This window comes from Stenotrophomonas sp. WED208, from assembly GCF_040984485.1.
In the GTDB taxonomy this organism is placed as follows: domain Bacteria; phylum Pseudomonadota; class Gammaproteobacteria; order Xanthomonadales; family Xanthomonadaceae; genus Stenotrophomonas; species Stenotrophomonas riyadhensis.
This window is the reverse complement of sequence record NZ_JAZARB010000001.1, coordinates 482377-498584: the sequence shown is the minus strand read 5'-3', so window position 1 is coordinate 498584 and position 16208 is coordinate 482377. Positions and strand designations below refer to the sequence as shown.

Annotated in this window: 15 protein-coding genes; 10 read left to right on the top strand and 5 right to left on the bottom strand. The window is 68.1% G+C overall.

The annotated features are described in order from the left end of the window. Nucleotides 1-2: 2 nt before the first annotated feature. Both fmt and def read right to left on the bottom strand, forming a co-directional pair. A complete protein-coding gene (gene fmt, locus VPH47_RS02210) occupies nucleotides 3-926 on the bottom strand; it encodes a methionyl-tRNA formyltransferase (protein ID WP_153854620.1) in 924 nt (307 codons plus the stop codon). Between the two features lie 120 nt (nucleotides 927-1046). After that, nucleotides 1047-1559: a peptide deformylase gene (def, locus tag VPH47_RS02205; RefSeq protein WP_110713876.1), complete on the bottom strand. Its 513-nt coding sequence runs from the start codon at nucleotides 1557-1559 to the stop codon at nucleotides 1047-1049. 126 nt (nucleotides 1560-1685) lie between these two features. On the opposite strand from def, the gene VPH47_RS02200 reads away from it, so the two are divergent. The 9 genes from VPH47_RS02200 to VPH47_RS02160 all read left to right on the top strand — a co-directional run bounded on the left by VPH47_RS02200 (nucleotide 1686) and on the right by VPH47_RS02160 (nucleotide 11279). Further along, nucleotides 1686-2819, top strand: coding sequence for a LysM peptidoglycan-binding domain-containing protein (locus VPH47_RS02200; protein WP_110713877.1), 1134 nt, complete (start codon nucleotides 1686-1688; stop codon nucleotides 2817-2819). A 134-nt stretch (nucleotides 2820-2953) separates the two neighbouring features. Next, the gene (dprA, locus tag VPH47_RS02195) at nucleotides 2954-4081 is read left to right on the top strand and encodes a DNA-processing protein DprA (protein ID WP_368850026.1); all 1128 of its coding nucleotides are present in this window, start codon (nucleotides 2954-2956) and stop codon (nucleotides 4079-4081) included. A gap of 43 nt (nucleotides 4082-4124) precedes the next feature. Further along, entirely contained in the window at nucleotides 4125-4598 is a 474-nt protein-coding gene (locus tag VPH47_RS02190; RefSeq protein WP_005411195.1) for a DUF494 family protein, read from the top strand. A gap of 39 nt (nucleotides 4599-4637) precedes the next feature. Beyond that, nucleotides 4638-5390, top strand: a complete 753-nt coding sequence (locus VPH47_RS02185) for a pilin (RefSeq protein ID WP_368850025.1) — start codon at nucleotides 4638-4640, stop codon at nucleotides 5388-5390. A 49-nt stretch (nucleotides 5391-5439) separates the two neighbouring features. Then, nucleotides 5440-6372 (top strand): RDD family protein, encoded by a 933-nt coding sequence (locus VPH47_RS02180; protein ID WP_368850024.1) that lies wholly within the window; start codon nucleotides 5440-5442, stop codon nucleotides 6370-6372. Between the two features lie 192 nt (nucleotides 6373-6564). Continuing rightward, a complete protein-coding gene (locus VPH47_RS02175; RefSeq protein WP_110713882.1) occupies nucleotides 6565-9045 on the top strand; it encodes a DNA topoisomerase I in 2481 nt (826 codons plus the stop codon). Nucleotides 9046-9176: 131 nt separating this feature from the next. After that, nucleotides 9177-9767, top strand: a complete 591-nt coding sequence (locus VPH47_RS02170; RefSeq protein WP_019338925.1) for a Sua5/YciO/YrdC/YwlC family protein — start codon at nucleotides 9177-9179, stop codon at nucleotides 9765-9767. Nucleotides 9768-9810: 43 nt separating this feature from the next. Then, nucleotides 9811-10506: a DUF4124 domain-containing protein gene (locus tag VPH47_RS02165; protein ID WP_368850023.1), complete on the top strand. Its 696-nt coding sequence runs from the start codon at nucleotides 9811-9813 to the stop codon at nucleotides 10504-10506. Nucleotides 10507-10541: 35 nt separating this feature from the next. After that, a complete protein-coding gene (locus tag VPH47_RS02160) occupies nucleotides 10542-11279 on the top strand; it encodes a hypothetical protein (RefSeq protein WP_368850022.1) in 738 nt (245 codons plus the stop codon). Between the two features lie 94 nt (nucleotides 11280-11373). Here VPH47_RS02160 and VPH47_RS02155 read toward each other — a convergent pair whose 3' ends face one another. Beyond that, nucleotides 11374-12150, bottom strand: coding sequence for an SDR family oxidoreductase (locus tag VPH47_RS02155; RefSeq protein ID WP_180853998.1), 777 nt, complete (start codon nucleotides 12148-12150; stop codon nucleotides 11374-11376). A gap of 111 nt (nucleotides 12151-12261) precedes the next feature. Between VPH47_RS02155 and VPH47_RS02150 the strand changes: the two genes are divergently transcribed. Next, on the top strand, nucleotides 12262-12474 hold the full coding sequence (locus VPH47_RS02150; protein WP_153854624.1) for a hypothetical protein: 213 nt from the start codon (nucleotides 12262-12264) through the stop codon (nucleotides 12472-12474). 98 nt (nucleotides 12475-12572) lie between these two features. Here the strand turns inward: VPH47_RS02150 and sppA are convergent, their stop codons facing one another. Continuing rightward, nucleotides 12573-14495, bottom strand: a complete 1923-nt coding sequence (gene sppA, locus VPH47_RS02145) for a signal peptide peptidase SppA (RefSeq protein ID WP_197611061.1) — start codon at nucleotides 14493-14495, stop codon at nucleotides 12573-12575. 114 nt (nucleotides 14496-14609) lie between these two features. After that, on the bottom strand, nucleotides 14610-15974 hold the full coding sequence (locus VPH47_RS02140; RefSeq protein WP_368850021.1) for an MATE family efflux transporter: 1365 nt from the start codon (nucleotides 15972-15974) through the stop codon (nucleotides 14610-14612). Between the last annotated feature and the right edge of the window lie 234 nt (nucleotides 15975-16208).

Below are 16208 nucleotides of genomic sequence, written 5' to 3'. Positions count from 1 at the left end.
GCTTACGCTCCCACGCGCAGGTCGCGGCGAGCGTTGAGGTAGTCGGCGGCGGTGATCGCCTTGCCGCCTTCACGCTGCAGCACGCGCAGGCGCAGAGCGCCCTGGCCACAGGCGATGTCGATGCCATCGCGGCCGGCGGCCAGCACCGTACCCGGTGCCTGGCCGTGGTCCGCCTCCAGCGCCACCGCGCCATGGATGCGCACGCGTTCGCCGGCCAGCGTCGCCTCGGCGATCGGCCACGGATTGAACGCGCGCACGGTGCGCGCCAGCGCGCCCGCATCCTGCGCCCAGTCCAGCTTCGCTTCGGCCTTGTCCAGCTTGTGTGCGTAGGTCACGCCCTGTTCCGGCTGCGGTCGCGCGATCGGCTTGATGCCGGCGCGCAGCAGGCCCAGGCCGTCGGAGAGCACCTGTGCGCCCAGCTCGGCCAGCTTGTCGTGCAGCTGGCCACCGGTATCGGTGGCGGCGATCGGCAGCTCCTGGTGCAGCAGCACCGGGCCGGTATCCAGGCCGGCCTCCATCTGCATCAGGCACACACCGGTCTTTGCGTCACCGGCCTGGATCGCACGCTGGATCGGCGCGGCACCGCGCCAGCGCGGCAGCAGTGAGGCATGCACGTTCCAGCAGCCATGGGTCGGAATGGCCAACACCGCCTTGGGCAGGATCAGGCCGTAGGCCACCACCACCATCAGGTCCGGCTGCAGGTCGCGCAGTTGCTGCTGGGCGGCTTCACCCTTCAGCGACTCCGGCTGGTAGACCGGAATGCCGCGGGCCACGGCTTCGAGCTTGACCGGCGACGGCGCCAGGCCACGGCCGCGCCCGGCCGGGCGATCAGGCTGGGTGTAGACGGCCACGACCTCGTGATGGCGCGCAGCCGCGCGCAGCGATGACACCGCGAATTCCGGCGTACCGGCAAAGACAATCCTCATGGCTACCCCACTTGCAGGATGGATTCGTGCAGGAAAGAAAACGGCGCCGTCGGCCGGCGCCGTACAGCCCGCGCGCGTCGCGCAGGCACGGGCCACCCGAAGGGCGGCCCGGATTGGCGATCACGCCACGTGCTTGCGCTGCTTGGCCAGCTTCTTGCGCACCATCTCGCGCTTGAGCGGCGACAGATAGTCGATGAACAGCTTGCCGTCCAGGTGATCCATCTCGTGCTGGATGCAGGTGGCCAGCACTTCGCCGGCTTCCAGCTCCTGCTGCTGGCCATTGCGGTCCAGGTACTTCACGGTGATGGTGTCGGCGCGGGTCACGTCGGCGAAGATGCCCGGGACCGACAGGCAGCCCTCCTGGTACACCCGGCCTCCGTCCTTGGCGACGATTTCCGGGTTGATGAACACATGCGGTTCATTCTTTTCTTCGCTGACATCGATGACCATGAAGCGCTTGTGCACGTCCACCTGGGTGGCGGCCAGGCCAATGCCCGGGGCGTCGTACATGGTCTGGAACATGTTGTCGATCAGTTCCTGGAAGGCCGGCGTGGTGACTTCGGCGGCTTCGATCAACGCGGCCTTGGTGCGCAGGCGCGGATCGGGGAACTCGAGAATGGGGAGAAGGGCCATGGCTGTTTCCGGATAGGGGGCCGGCACGCCGGCATACGTCGCAGATTCTAGCTCCAACGCTTGCCTTGCGCCCCGGTTTCTGGACTATAGTGCGCGGACCTGTTGGGGAATCAGGGCTTCACACCTATGTTGCTTCGTTTTCGTACGGTCGTCGCCGCGGCGATGCTGACCGTGGCTGCCTATGCTACCGCCGTGGAAGTGAATGGCGGGCACCCGGACACCTATGTGGTCCGAAAAGGGGACACGTTGTGGGATATCGCCGCACGTTTCCTGCAGAAGCCGTGGCTGTGGCCGGAGATCTGGCAGGCCAATCCGCAGATCGCCAATCCACACCTGATCTATCCCGGTGACGTGCTCAGCCTGGCCTATCTGGACCGGGTGACCGTGGCGGCCCGGCCCGGCCCGCGCCAGGAGGCCCCGATCGACGCCATTCCGCTGGCCCAGGTCGAGCCGTTCCTGAAGCAGCTGAGCGTGGTCGACAGCGTCAAGCAGCTGCCCTACGTGGTCGGCCTGGAGGACAGCCGCCTGCGCGTGTCCGGTGGCGACACCGTCTACGTGCGCCTGGCCGATGCCCAGGTGGGCCAGCGCTGGGCCGTGGTACGCCCGACCGTGCGCTACGCCCAGCCCAAGCCGACCGAGGACCTGACCGCCAATGGCGACGTCACCCCCGGCAGCGGCAACCTGTGGAAGGCCTACAACGCGCCCAACGCACGGCGTGGCGTGCTCGGCTATGAGCTGGCCCAGGTCGCCACCGGCACCATCACCCAGATCGCCGGCGGCAAGGTCGAGGCCTCCACGCTGGTGCTGGACAAGAACGTCGGTGGCCGCGAAGTGCGCGCCGGCGACCGCCTGGTACCGGTCGAAGCCAAGCCGTACGACCTGCAGTTCGTGCCCCACGTGCCCGCTGCGGGGGTCGAGGGCGTGGACGTGCGCGTACTGGCGGTGACCGACATGTTCACCGCCGGTGGCCCGCGCGACGTGATCGCGATTTCCGCAGGTCGCGCCCAGGGCGTGGACAACGGCACCGTGTTCTCGCTGTGGCGCCCCGGCCGCCACGTGGCGCACCGCATGAAGTACCCGACCTCGTCGCGCATGGACGACTCGCTCAGCACCGGCGCAGGCCGGGTCTCGCTGCCGGACGAATATGCCGCGCACGCGATGGTGTTCCGCACCTTCGACAACGTCAGCTACGCGCTGGTGATGCAGGGCGTGAAGCCGGTGCGGGTGGGCTACAACGCGCTGCACCCGGACGCGAAGTAGCGGTGGCCGGGCTGCCCCGGCCACCGCAGGGAGTGCCAGCCGCCGGCCGGCAGGCAGGCACCTCCGGCAAAACCTGACAGTCACATGCGAAGGCGCCCTAGGGCGCCTTTGTTGTGTGCGGCCGATAGTGGGGAATGACCACGCATGCATATGAGGCGCTGCTGCGCCTGCTGATGGCGGGAGGCGCACTGGCGCCCCGACGGGCCCTGCTGCAGGCCGCGGGCGGTGCGGAAGCCGCTATCGCGCAAGGCACTGCGACCTGGCGCGCACACGGTTGCACGCCGGAGCAGTGCGCCGCGCTGGAACACCCCGATATCCGGGCATGGACAGCCGCACGGCGCTGGCTGGAAGACGACAACCACCACCTGTTGGCCTTCACCGATCCGGGATTCCCTCCACCCCTGCTGGATGTGCCCAACCCGCCTCTGGCGCTGTTCATCGCCGGCGAGCCCAGCCTTGCCTGGCGCCCCTCGGTGGCGCTGGTCGGCAGCCGCTCGCCGACGCCAGGCGGACGCGCGCTGGCCGCCCGGTTTGCTGGCTGCTTCGTCGAAGCGGGCCTGGCGGTCACCAGCGGACTGGCGGCAGGCATCGACGCGGCCGCTCACCAGGCCACGCTGGACGCCGGTGGCTGCACCGTGGCGGTGATCGGCACCGGCCCGGACCGGACCTATCCGGACAACCATGCCCGGCTGCAGGCCCGCATCGCCGCCGAAGGCGCGGTGCTCAGCGAGTACCTGCCGGGCACACCGGCACGCCCCGGTCACTTTCCAGCCCGCAACCGCCTGGTGGCCGGGCTGGCGCTGGCGACGGTGGTGGTCGAGGCCGCCCAGCGCTCCGGCGCATTGATCACCGCGCGCCTGGCCGCCGAGGCCGGCCGCGAGGTCTGCGCCCTGCCCGGTTCGGTACTCAACCCACGCGCGGCGGGCTGCCACCGGTTGATCCGCGAGGGTGCGGCACTGGTCGAGCGTCCGGAGGAGGTCCTTGAACTGCTGGCCCCCGCCCTTCGCCAGCAGTTGCCGGGCTTGCAATCACGGCTCGCCACCCCCACTGAACAGGCACCGCCGGCGCTCCTGCCGGCGCGCTGGGCCGACGACCCTGACTACCAGTGCTTGTGGCGGGCCCTGGACCACAACCCAAGCGGTATGGATTCACTGATCACGCGCTGTGGATTGACGGCGCCCCAGGTGTCCTCCATGCTGCTGGCCATGGAACTGGCGGGAATCGTGGTGTGCGTACACGGCCGCTACTGTCGAACTCCCTAGTTTCTTCACCTCCACAGCGTCGCGCGACGCAGGCCGAGGGGCAATGAAAGAGAGCATCCTGGACGTACTGCTGTACCTGTTTGAACACTATTTCAGCGAAGATGCGGACCTGATCCGTGACCGCGATTCGCTTCAGAACGGCCTGATCCAGGCCGGTTTCAGCCCAACCGAGATCAACAAGGCGTTCGACTGGCTCGATGCCCTGGCCGCGCAGCGGCCGAGCGTGGCCCAGGCGCGGGTCGATGGCCCCGTGCGCGTCTACCACGGCCCCGAGCTGGACAAGCTGGACGTGGAATGCCGTGGTTTCCTGTTGTACCTGGAACAGCACGGCATCCTCGACGCCGACCAGCGCGAGCTGGTGCTGGACCGGGCCATGGCCCTGGACCAGGACGAACTGGACCTGGACGACCTGAAGTGGGTCGTGCTGATGGTGCTGTTCAACCAGCCCGGCTCCGAAGCGGCGTATGCCTGGATGGAGACGCAGATGTTCATGGACGAGCCAGAACCCCTGCACTGACCGTACACTTGGGGGCATAGCGCATTCAGGAGCGTCCCCGTGAGCGAGTGGTTCCATGCAGAAGGCAACCGGCAGCAGGGTCCGCTGCCGGCGGAACAGTTGGTCGAGTTGTTCCGCAACAACCAGATCTCCCTGGACACCCTGGTCTGGCGCGACGGCCTGCCGCAATGGCAGCCGTTGCGCACCGTGGTGGACGAACTCGGCCTGATCGTGCCGGCACTCGACGCTTCCGCACCAACCATCGAGCCGGAACAGGAACCGGCGGCACCGCCTCCGCCGCAGCCGCCGGTGCTGCCGCCGTCCACGCCGTATGCCGCCACCCCGCCGGCCGGCATGTTGCCGCCACCGAAGAAGAAGCTGTCCGGCTGCGCCCTCACTGCGATCATCGGCGGCGGCCTGCTGCTGGTGCTGGTACCGATCCTGGCCATCTTGGCCGCCATCGCCCTGCCCGCCTACAAGGACTACACCGTGCGCGCCAAGGTCGCCGGCGCAGTGGCCGCGCTGCAGCCGTTGAAGGACCAGGTGCAGCATTTCGCCGATGACGAAGGCCGTTGCCCCGGTGCCAACGACGCCGGCTTCCCGGCCCCTGGCGACTTCACCCAGGTCGGTCTCTCGGCAGTGAACATCGGCCGCTTCAACAACGGCCACTGCGGCATCGAAGCCACCCTGGCACTGCCCGGCAAGAGCCTCGATGGCGATCTGCTGTGGCTGGAATACGATCGCGACAGTGGCCGCTGGGAATGCAGCGGCGAAAGCGACGACAAGTACCTGCCGCCGTCGTGCCGCGGCTGAACCGCGCACACACCGGCACCTCCAAGGACGATCCAACAGGGAACATGCAATGACTGAGTGGTATTACGCAGAAGGACAGCAACGCCAGGGGCCCTTGCCGGTCGAGGAGATCCGCCAGCGCTTCCAGCGCGGCCAACTGAACCTGGACACCCTGGTCTGGCGCGAAGGCATGGCGCAGTGGGCTGCGCTGCGCCAGGTGGTCGACGAACTCGGACTGCAGACACTGGCTGACGCCAGCACGGCCGCCGCCAGCGGCGGCTTCGACCTGCGTGGCGACTATGCCGCCATCGACAACGGTACGGCGCCACTGCCGGGCACCGGCGCCCTCAACAGTTCGCCCTACAGCGCCCCTGCGGCGCTCGGCGGCGGCGGCCATGCCCAGCCGGTGATGGGGGGCGAGGTGGTCTATGCCGGCTTCTGGAAGCGCGTAGCGGCCTACATGATCGACTATTTCGTGCTGGTCATCCCGGGCAGCATCATCGGCGCCATCCTCGGCGTGGTGCTCGGCGCCAGCATGGGCGCGGTGGGCAGCGGCGAATCGGCCATCGAAGTGGTCGCCCAGCTGTCCAGCGCACTGATCAACTTCGCCATCGGCATGGCGTACTACACCTGGTTCCATGCCTCGAAGGGTGGCGCCACGCTGGGCAAGATGGCGGTCGGCATCAAGGTCGTGCGCAGCAATGGCGAACGCCTGACCAAGGGCCGCGCATTTGGTCGCTACTGGGCCATGCTGCTGAGCAGCTTCACCCTCGGCATCGGCTTCCTGATGGCGGCGTTCACCGAGCGCAAGCAGGGCCTGCACGACATGATCTGCGACACCCTGGTGGTCGACCGCTGGGCCTACACCGACCAGCCGCAGCTGCAGCGCCGGGAGCTGGGAACGGTCACCGTGCTGGTACTGGTGCTGACCGGCCTGCTGTCGCTGGTGGGCCTGGCCCTGCTGGTATTCGCGGTCGGCTTCATCGCCAAGATGGCCTCCTGAACGGCCATCCTCACGACTGGCTGCTTGACAGGGGCTGGCCGGGCGTGATTCCTCTAACAAGGTGAAACCTGAACGCCCGGCACATTACCGGGCGTTCAGTTTATGGATTTGCCCGTGGCCGCTTCACTAATGCGGCCGTTTGCTCCACCCTAGCGGCCCCTTCCCCACGGTTCGCCCACAGACCCTGCTGCCATGCCCAAGCACCTGCTCATCGTCGAATCGCCGGCCAAGGCCAAGACGATCAACAAATACCTCGGCAAGGACTACACGGTCCTGGCCTCGTATGGGCATGTGCGTGACCTGATTCCGAAGGAAGGCGCAGTCGACCCGGACAACGGGTTCGCCATGCACTACGACGTCATCGACAAGAACGAGAAGCACGTCGATGCAATCGCCAAGGCCGCCAAGGGCGCCGACGACATCCTGCTGGCGACCGACCCGGACCGCGAGGGTGAAGCGATCAGCTGGCACATCGCCGAGATCCTGAAGGAACGCGGGCTGGTCAAGGACAAGCCGATGCAGCGCGTGGTGTTCACCGAGATCACCCCGCGCGCCATCAAGGAAGCCATCAGCCAGCCGCGCGCGATCGCCAGCGACCTGGTCGACGCCCAGCAGGCGCGCCGCGCGCTGGACTACCTGGTCGGTTTCAACCTGTCGCCGGTGCTGTGGCGCAAGGTCCAGCGCGGCCTGTCCGCCGGCCGCGTGCAGAGCCCGGCGCTGCGCATGATCGTCGAGCGCGAGGAAGAGATCGAAGCCTTCATCGCCCGCGAGTACTGGTCGATCGCCGCCGAGTGCGCGCACCCGTCGCAGCACTTCAACGCCAAGCTGATCAAGCTGGACGGGCAGAAGTTCGAACAGTTCACCATCACCGACGGCGACACCGCCGAGGCCGCCCGCCTGCGCATCCAGCAGGCCGCGCAGGGCTCGCTGCATGTCACCGACGTGGCCAGCAAGGAGCGCAAGCGCCGCCCGGCACCGCCGTTCACCACCTCCACCCTGCAGCAGGAAGCCTCGCGCAAGCTCGGCTTCACCACCCGCAAGACCATGCAGGTGGCGCAGAAGCTGTATGAAGGCGTGGCCATCGGCGACGAAGGCACCGTCGGCCTGATCTCGTACATGCGTACCGACTCGGTGAACCTGTCGCAGGACGCACTGGCCGAGATCCGCGACGTGATCGCCCGCGACTACGGCATCGCCTCGCTACCGGACCAGCCGAACACCTACCAGACCAAGTCGAAGAACGCCCAGGAAGCGCACGAAGCGGTGCGCCCGACCTCGGCCCTGCGTACCCCGGCCCAGGTGGCACGCTTCCTCACCGACGACGAGCGCCGCCTGTACGAGCTGATCTGGAAGCGTGCAGTGGCCTGCCAGATGATTCCGGCCACCCTCAACACCGTCAGCGTCGATCTGTCCGCCGGCAGCGAACACGTGTTCCGCGCCAGCGGCACCACCGTGGTGGTGCCCGGCTTCCTGGCCGTGTACGAGGAAGGCAAGGACAGCAAGAGCGCCGAGGACGAGGACGAAGGCCGCAAGCTGCCGGCGATGAAGCCCGGTGACCGCATCCCGCTGGAACGCATCCAGGCCGAACAGCATTTCACCCAGCCGCCGCCGCGCTACACCGAAGCGGCGCTGGTGAAGGCGCTGGAAGAGTACGGCATCGGCCGTCCCTCGACCTACGCCTCGATCATCCAGACCCTGCTGTTCCGCAAGTACGTGGAAATGGAAGGCCGCAGCTTCCGCCCGTCCGACGTCGGCCGTGCGGTGTCCAAGTTCCTGTCCAGCCATTTCACCCGGTACGTGGACTACGACTTCACCGCCAAACTCGAAGACGAGCTCGACGCCGTCTCGCGTGGCGAAGAAGAGTGGATCCCGCTGATGGCCCGCTTCTGGGAGCCGTTCAAGGAACTGGTCGAGGACAAGAAGGAATCGGTTGATCGCGCTGAAGCCAGTGGCGCGCGCGAGCTCGGCACCGACCCGAAGACCGGCAAGCCGGTCAGCGTACGCCTCGGCCGCTTCGGGCCCTACGCAGCCATCGGCAGCACCGCCGAGGACGCCGAGGAGAAGCCGAAGTTCGCCTCGCTGCGCCCCGGCCAGTCGATGCACACCATCTCGCTGGAAGACGCGCTGGAGCTGTTCCTGATGCCGCGCGCGCTGGGTGAGGACAAGGGCGAGCCGGTCAGCGTCGGCATCGGCCGCTTCGGTCCGTTCGCCAAGCGTGGCAGCACCTATGCCTCGCTGAAGAAGGAAGACGACCCGTACACCATCGACCTGGCCCGCGCCGTGTTCCTGATCGAAGAGAAGGAAGAGATCGCGCGCAACCGGATCATCAAGGAGTTCGAGGGCAGCGACATCCAGGTGCTGAACGGCCGTTTCGGCCCGTACATCAGCGACGGCAAGATGAACGGCAAGATCCCCAAGGATCGCGAGCCGGCATCGCTGACCCTGGCCGAAGTGCAGCAGCTGATGGAAGAAACCGGCAAGCCGGTGCGCAAGGGCTTCGGCGCCAAGAAGGCCGCCGCGAAGAAGGCCCCGGCAAAGAAGGCGGCGGTGAAGAAGGAAGCGGCGCCGAAGAAGGCCGCTGCCAAGAAGGCCCCGGCAAAGAAGGCGGTGAAGAAGGCTGCCGCGAAGAAGGCCCCGGCCAAGAAGGCCGTCAAGAAGGCCGCCAAGAAGTAGGTCCACGCCATGCGTGGATGAGGGGGCAGTGCCGGCCGCTGGCCGGCACCCTCCATAAGCATCAGATGCCGGCCAGCGACCGGCACTACCGGGTGCCAGGGTCCACCCCATCTGCACGCAGCGGGGGGATAATGAAGGCCCACGCCGGGCCGGTCGCCGCCATGAAAGAACTCACCCTCGACTCTGCTGTCGCCACGCTCCGCGCGGGCGGCGTGATCGCCTACCCCACCGAAGCGGTCTGGGGCCTGGGCTGCGATCCTTCGCACGAAGCCGCCGTGCACATGGTGCTGCGGCTGAAGCAACGCCCGATCGAGAAGGGCATGATCCTGGTCGCCGCCGAGTTGGCGCAGCTGGAAGGCTGGGTGCGCCTGCAGGCGCTGCCCGACGCCCGCCAGCGCGCGGTGCTGGCCAGCTGGCCCGGTGCCAACACCTGGATCCTGCCTGCCGGCCCGCGTGCGCAACCCTGGGTCACCGGCGAACACAGCGGTATCGCGGTGCGCATCAGCGCGCACCCGCTGGTGGCCGAACTCTGCCGCGCCTGGGGCGGCCCGCTGGTCTCCACCAGCGCCAACCTGGCCGGCGAGCCACCGGCCCGCAGCCGCGAAGAGCTGGATCCGCGCCTGCTGCGCCTGCTCGATGGCATCCTCGATGGACAGACCGGCGGCCTGGCCCAGCCCACCCCGATCCGCGATGCACTCAGCGGCAACGTACTACGCTCCTGAGCCGGCGATTGCGCTGCCGCGGACAATCACGCACCCTGCCGCCATGACCCTGCTGCGCGCCACCCTCAGCCTGTGCCTGCTGCTGCCGTGGACGGCACCCGCCGCCGAGGCCGAGGACGTGCGTGTCTACCGCTGCGTTGCCAGCAACGGTGCCGTCGCCCTGCAGGACAGGCCGTGCAACAGTGGCCACCAGGAAGTACGCGACCTGCAGCGCCCGCGCGATCCCGCCCCGCGCGTGGTGCGCAGTGATGCCACGCCTCCGCCGCCCAGCGAAACGCCGGTCATCCGCGAGCGCGAAGTCCGCCACGTCTACATCCAGCCGCCGCAGCCGATGTACGAATGCGTGAGCGAGGACGGCCGGCGCTATACCAGCGACAACAACGAAGGCAATCCGCGCTGGGTGCCGCTGTGGACCAGTGTCTGGCTGCCACACGGCCATCGTGGTCCAGCCTACCCCGGACCACGCCCGGCCATCGGCACGCCGATCGGCACCCCCATCGGCGAAGGTGCGGGCTATCGCCCGCCGTCGGTGGGCGTGGGTATGCAGGTTCCAGCCGGCAGCGTGCTGGTCCGCGACAGCTGCCATGCATTGCCGCCGCAGGAAGTCTGTGCACGCCTGCGCGACCGCCGCTGGGAACTGGACCGGCGCTACAACAGCGCACTGCAGAGCGAACGCACGGCCATCAGCAACGAACAGCGCGGCATCGACGCACGCCTGTCGCGCGACTGCGAGCGCTGAGCGCAGCGCTCCGTCGCAGGCTGTACGCTGTGCGCATGAACAGAGTGATCTGGCTGCTCCTGGTGCTGCTGCCCGGAAGCGCATTGGCCGAAGAGGGTGTGATCTACCGCTGTACCTCCAGCAGCAGTGACGTCCCTACCCTGCAGCGCACGCCGTGCCCGTCCGGCAGCAAGCAACAGGTGCTGCGCGTGCCCGCCCCGTCCAGTCCGCAACCTGCCGCGGTCGAGCCCTCATCAGCGCCGGCTCCTGTTTCCCCTCGGGTTCCGGCAGTGACCGAACCCGCGCCCGGCACGGCGGCCACATCGGCGCCACGGCGCGCGGACCAAGGGCGCACGATCATGGAAGCAGGCATGGTTGAACGCGAGGGCGAGAATCAGATCCTCGACAGCGCGACGCTGCGGCGCGATGCCGACGCCCGCGCCGCCGCCGGCGACGGACCACCGAAGCCGCCACTGCCGCCGATCTTCCAGTGCACCGACAGCCAGGGCAGTGGCTACCTGCACGAATACGAGCCTGCACCCGGCCGCTGCGAACTGATGACGGTGCAGGGTCTGGGCGGCGTCACGCCGGTGAATGCGGCCAGCTGCGAGGTGGTACGCGACCGCTGCGAGGAACTGCCCGAAACGCAGCGCTGCGGCAGCTGGCAGCAGCGCTTCCGCGATGCACGCGGCCGTGAGCGCTTCGCCGCCCCGGAGAACCGCGATGCCGCACGCGGCGAACGCGAGCGGCTGCAGGGCGTGCTGGAGGCCAGCAACTGCCCGGTGCCAGGGTAACGGCCACCCGGTAGTGCCGGCCGCTGGCCGGCAACCACAGGATCTTCAGATGAGTGCAGTTGCCGGCCAGCGGCCGGCACTACCTGCTGAAAGATCAGAACCCGTAGCGCAGAAAACCACCATCCACCGCGATGCACTCGCCGGTCACATAGCCGGCCGCCGGCAGGCACAGGAAGCCCACGGCTGCGGCCACTTCCTCCGGCTCGCCGATGCGGCGCATCGGCGTGCGGTTGATCACTTCCTCGTAGTAATCCGGGTCCGACAGCGGACCGGACGTGCGCCGCGTCCGGATGTACCAGGGCGCCACCGCGTTGACCCGGATGCCATCCTCGGCCCACTCGACGGCCAGGTTGCGGGTCATCTGGTGCATCGCGGCCTTGGTCATGCCGTAGACCACGCCGCTGCGCACATGGGTCAACCCCGACACGCTGCCGACATTGACGATCGACGACGAGGCGTGCCGGGCCAGCAGAGGATGCGCGTAGCGCGACAGCTCGAAGGCCGAGAACAGGTTGGTCTCGAAGATCCTGCGCCATTCATCCTCGGAGTATTCCGTCGCCGCCTTGGTGACATTGCCACCCGCGTTGTTGACCAGGATGTGCAGGCCATCGCTGTGGTCTTCCACCCAGTCCAGGATCTGCCGGCGGTCTTCGTCGTCGGAGACATCGGCGGCCAGCGCGTGCACCTGGTGCTGCGGATACACGTCCAGCAGTTCGTCGCGCGCAGTCTCCAGCATGTCGATATCGCGGCCGACGATCATCAGGTCGGCGCCGAGCCCCGCCAGTTCATGCGCGATGGCCAGGCCGATGCCGGCGCTGGCGCCGGTGATCAGGGCCGTCTGGCCGTCCAGGCGCCACCGTTGCTGGGTCATGTGTCCTCCGGGGCGGTGCCCACTGCATTTCGATGCCGCAAGGATACGCGCTCACGGCCACACCCTGCCGGGGATGCGACACTGCCGGTACGCCCACTGCGGAGAACCGCCATGCGCATCCTGATCCTGTCCATGCCCCTGCTGGCCAGCGTGCTGCTGGCGGCCTGCCAGCGGCCGCCGACACCGAACCCGGAGAAGCCGCCAGCACCACAGGCGATGGCGCGCGCGATGCATGAGCCGCTGGACCGCGCCAAGGACGTGCAGAAAACCGTGGACGATGCTGCCGCGCGTGAGCGCAAGGCAGAGGCCGACGCAACGCAGTGATCTCTGGGGTCAGAGCCCTTTGCGGGGCAGAGGGATCCGACCCCACCAACGAAAACGCCCGGCCAGGGCCGGGCGTTTTCATTCGTCACCGTTGCCGATCAGAACCCGCAGAAGCAGTACGCCAGCGCCTTCACCGGCGCGCCGTTGCCCTTCTCGCGGGCCGCGTTCTCGACGAAACGCAGCTGCGTATCCACTTCCGGCATCGTGCGTGCCAGCATCATCCGCGCCATGCCCGAGTCGGACAGCATCCAGGCACCGGCGCGGCTGCCGGCGAAACCGCTGACGAACTGCGCGAACGGCGTCGCCGCCTTCTCGATGTAGCGCACGCGGTAGGCATCGGCCTTGCCCAGCTTGGCACGGCTGGCAGCGTCGGCCACGGCATCCTTCAGGCCACCGAAGGCGTCGACCAGGCCGCGTTCCTTGGCCTGTGCACCGCTCCACACGCGGCCGCGGGCCACCTCGTCCACCGCCTCGACCGGCTTCTTGCGGGCGTCGGCGACGCGACCGGTGAAGTCGGCGTAACCCTTGTTGATCACCGTCTGGATGACCTGGCCCACGGCCGGATCCATCGGGCGGGTGACATCGAAGGCACCGGCGAAGCGGGTGGTACCGACACCGTCGGTATGCACACCGATCTTGTCCAGCGCGCGGCTGAAGTTCGGGACCATGCCGAAGATGCCGATCGAACCGGTGATGGTCGACGGATCGGCGTAGATGCGATCGGCGTTCATGCTGATCCAGTAGCCACCGGAAGCGGCCAGATCGCCCATCGACACCACCACCGGCTTGCCGGCGGCCTGCAGGGCCACCACTTCGCGGCGGATCTGCTCGGAGGCGAACACTTCACCACCCGGCGAATCCACGCGCAGCACCACCGCCTTCACGTTCTCGTCGTCGCGCGCGGCACGCAGCAGTGCCGAGGTCGACTCGCCACCGATGCGGCCGGCCGGCAGGTCGCCGCCGCTGATCTCGCCTTCCGCCACCACCACGGCCACCTGCGGACGCGAGTCCACCGGGTTGCGGCGCGCATCGAGCTGGCCCAGGTAGGTGCCGAAGTCGACGTTGCGGAAACCACCGTCGGCATCGTCGTCGGCCACGCCGCGCTCGATCATCAGATCCTCGAATTCCTCTCGGGTCTTCAGCGCGGTCACCAGCTTCTGCTGCAGCGCGAACTTGGCCAGGTCGCCACCGGCGGCAGCAATGCCTTCCGGCAGCGTGTCGATGCCGGCGGCCAGCTGTGCCGGGTCCAGGCGACGCGCCTTGGCGATGTCCGCCAGGTAGCGCTGCCACACGTCGTTCATCCAGAACAGGTCGGCTTCCTTGGAGGCCGGCGAGGCGGCGTCGAGCACGTACGGCTCGGCCGCGGACTTGTACTCGCCCACCTTGAACAGGTGCACGTCCACGCCCAGCTTGTCCTGCAGGCCGGTGCGGAAGTACTGGCGGTAGCGGCCCAGGCCCTCGAGCACCACCGACCCCATCGGGTCCAGGTAGACCTCGTCGGCCTGTGCGGCCAGCAGGTACTGCGACTGGCCCATGCTCTCGCTGTAGGCCACCAGCTGCTTGCCGGAGGCACGCAGGTCCTGCAGCGCGGTGGCCACTTCACGCAGCGAAGCGAAGCCCGACGGCTGCAGCTTGTCCAGCTCCAGCACCACGCGCTCGATCTTCTTGTCTTCCTTGGCCGACTCGATCACCCGCAGCAGGTCGCGCAGCTGGATCTCCTCGGCGCCGTTGTCGCCCACCGCCTTGGCCAGCGCGCGGCTGACCGGATCGGCGCTGAACTGCTCGACCAGGCGGCCCTCCGGCGCGATCACCAGGGTGGTGCGGTCCTGCAGCGACTTGCTGGCACCGGCGCCCATGCCGGCGGCGATGACGAACATCACCAGCAGCAGGAACAGCAGGCCGAAGAACACCAGGTTGAGGATCAACCGGCGGGTGAAGTTCATGACGTCCCACAGCCCGATGAAGAAACTGGCGACGGGGTTGCGACGCGCCGGGGGCAGCGGGGGCACGGGTTGATTCATGGAACGCTCCGGATGGCTTCTTGCCGTGGTGCCAGCATAGCCGGTGCCGCGTGATGCGGCATCGGACACAAGTCAGGGGATCGCCCGCCACGGATCATCGTGGCGGGCGGGAGGTCAGGACAGCGCGGACTGGCCGATGCGCAGGCTGCTGCGGCGCAGGCGCCAGCCCATCAGGATGGCGGCGGCGGTCAGGCCGACGATCAGGCCGATCCACATGCCCTGCGGCCCCATGCCCAACCCCAGGCCGAGCCCGGCGCCGAGCGGCATGCCCAGGCCCCAGTACGCAAACATGGCGATGAACATCGGCACGCGGGTGTCCTTCAGGCCGCGCAGCGCGCCGGCCGACAGTACCTGGATGCCATCCGGGAACTGGAAGGTGGCCGCGTACAGCAGCAGGGTCGAGGCCAGGCCGGCCACCGCCAGGTCGTTGGTGTAGACGCCGACGATGGCATCGTGGCCGAACAGCAGCACTGCTGCCGACAGCGTCTGCGTACCCATGATGATCGCGTAGCCGGCCCAGGCCGCACGCCGTACGCCGAAGCCATCGCCACGGCCGACCGCATGGCCGACGCGCACGGTGGTGGCCTCGGCCACGCCCATCGGGATCATGAAGCACAGCTGGGCGACGTTGATCGCGATCTGGTGCGCGGCCGCTTCATTGGCACCGAGGCGGCCGATCAGCAGCGCGGTGACGATGAACAGGCCGCCTTCCATCAGCACGGTGATGCCGATCGGCAGGCCGGTGCGCAGCAGGTCCCAGATCGCCTTCCAGCGCGGTCTTTCGAAGTGCGAAAACAGCTGCAGGTGGGCGAAGCGCTTGGTGAACCACAGGTAGGTGGCGAACGCGATCGCCTGCAGCCACATCATCACCGCCGAAGCGATGCCCAGGCCTTCGGCGCCCATTTCCGGGAAGCCGAGCTTGCCGTTGGCCAGCACATAGCCCATCGGTGCCAGCACCAGCAGGCCGCCGAAGCCGAGCAGCATGGTCGGCAGCGTCCAGTGCATGCCCTCGCTGAGATAGCGCATGCAGAAATACAGGGTCAGCGCCGGGCCGCCCCAGCGCACCGCGTGCAGGAATGCGGTGGCCCCCGGCACGATGTCCGGCGCGATGCCGAAGGCCGGCAGCAGCGGCGGCACCACGGTGAGGAAGGTGAACATGATCAGGCCCAGGCCCAGCGCCAGCCACAGTGCCTGGCGGAACAGCGGACCGATCTCGCGCTCGCGGCCGGCGCCATGCAACTGCGACACCGAGGCGGTGAGCGAGATCAGGGTGCCGATCGGGATCAGCATCGGCAGCCACAGCAGGGCGGTGCCGATGGTCACCGCGGCCAGGGTCGCCGTGGCGTGGTGGCCGGCAATCACGTTGTCGACGAAGGAGATCAGACCGGTGGACACATGCCCGAGCACAAGCGGCAGGGCGAGCAGACCGGTAGCGCCGACTTCCTTGCTGAAGCGCGGCGTGGAGGTTGCAGTAGACATAAGGTGCTTGACGCGAACTACGGTTGCGCGCGAAGGGCACAGGCACCGGGTTGCGGGCCGCCATCTTACGCGTGCGGCGTGCGCATTCCCATGACATGGCGTGAATGCTGGGTTTCAGCAGGCCCCGGCATCACGCGTTGCGATCACGTTACGAACAGAAAAAGGGGACGGAGGGGATTAAGTCGTTTCAAGCCCGACTGTGCCGAGTACGACTTAATCCCCTCCGTCCCCTTT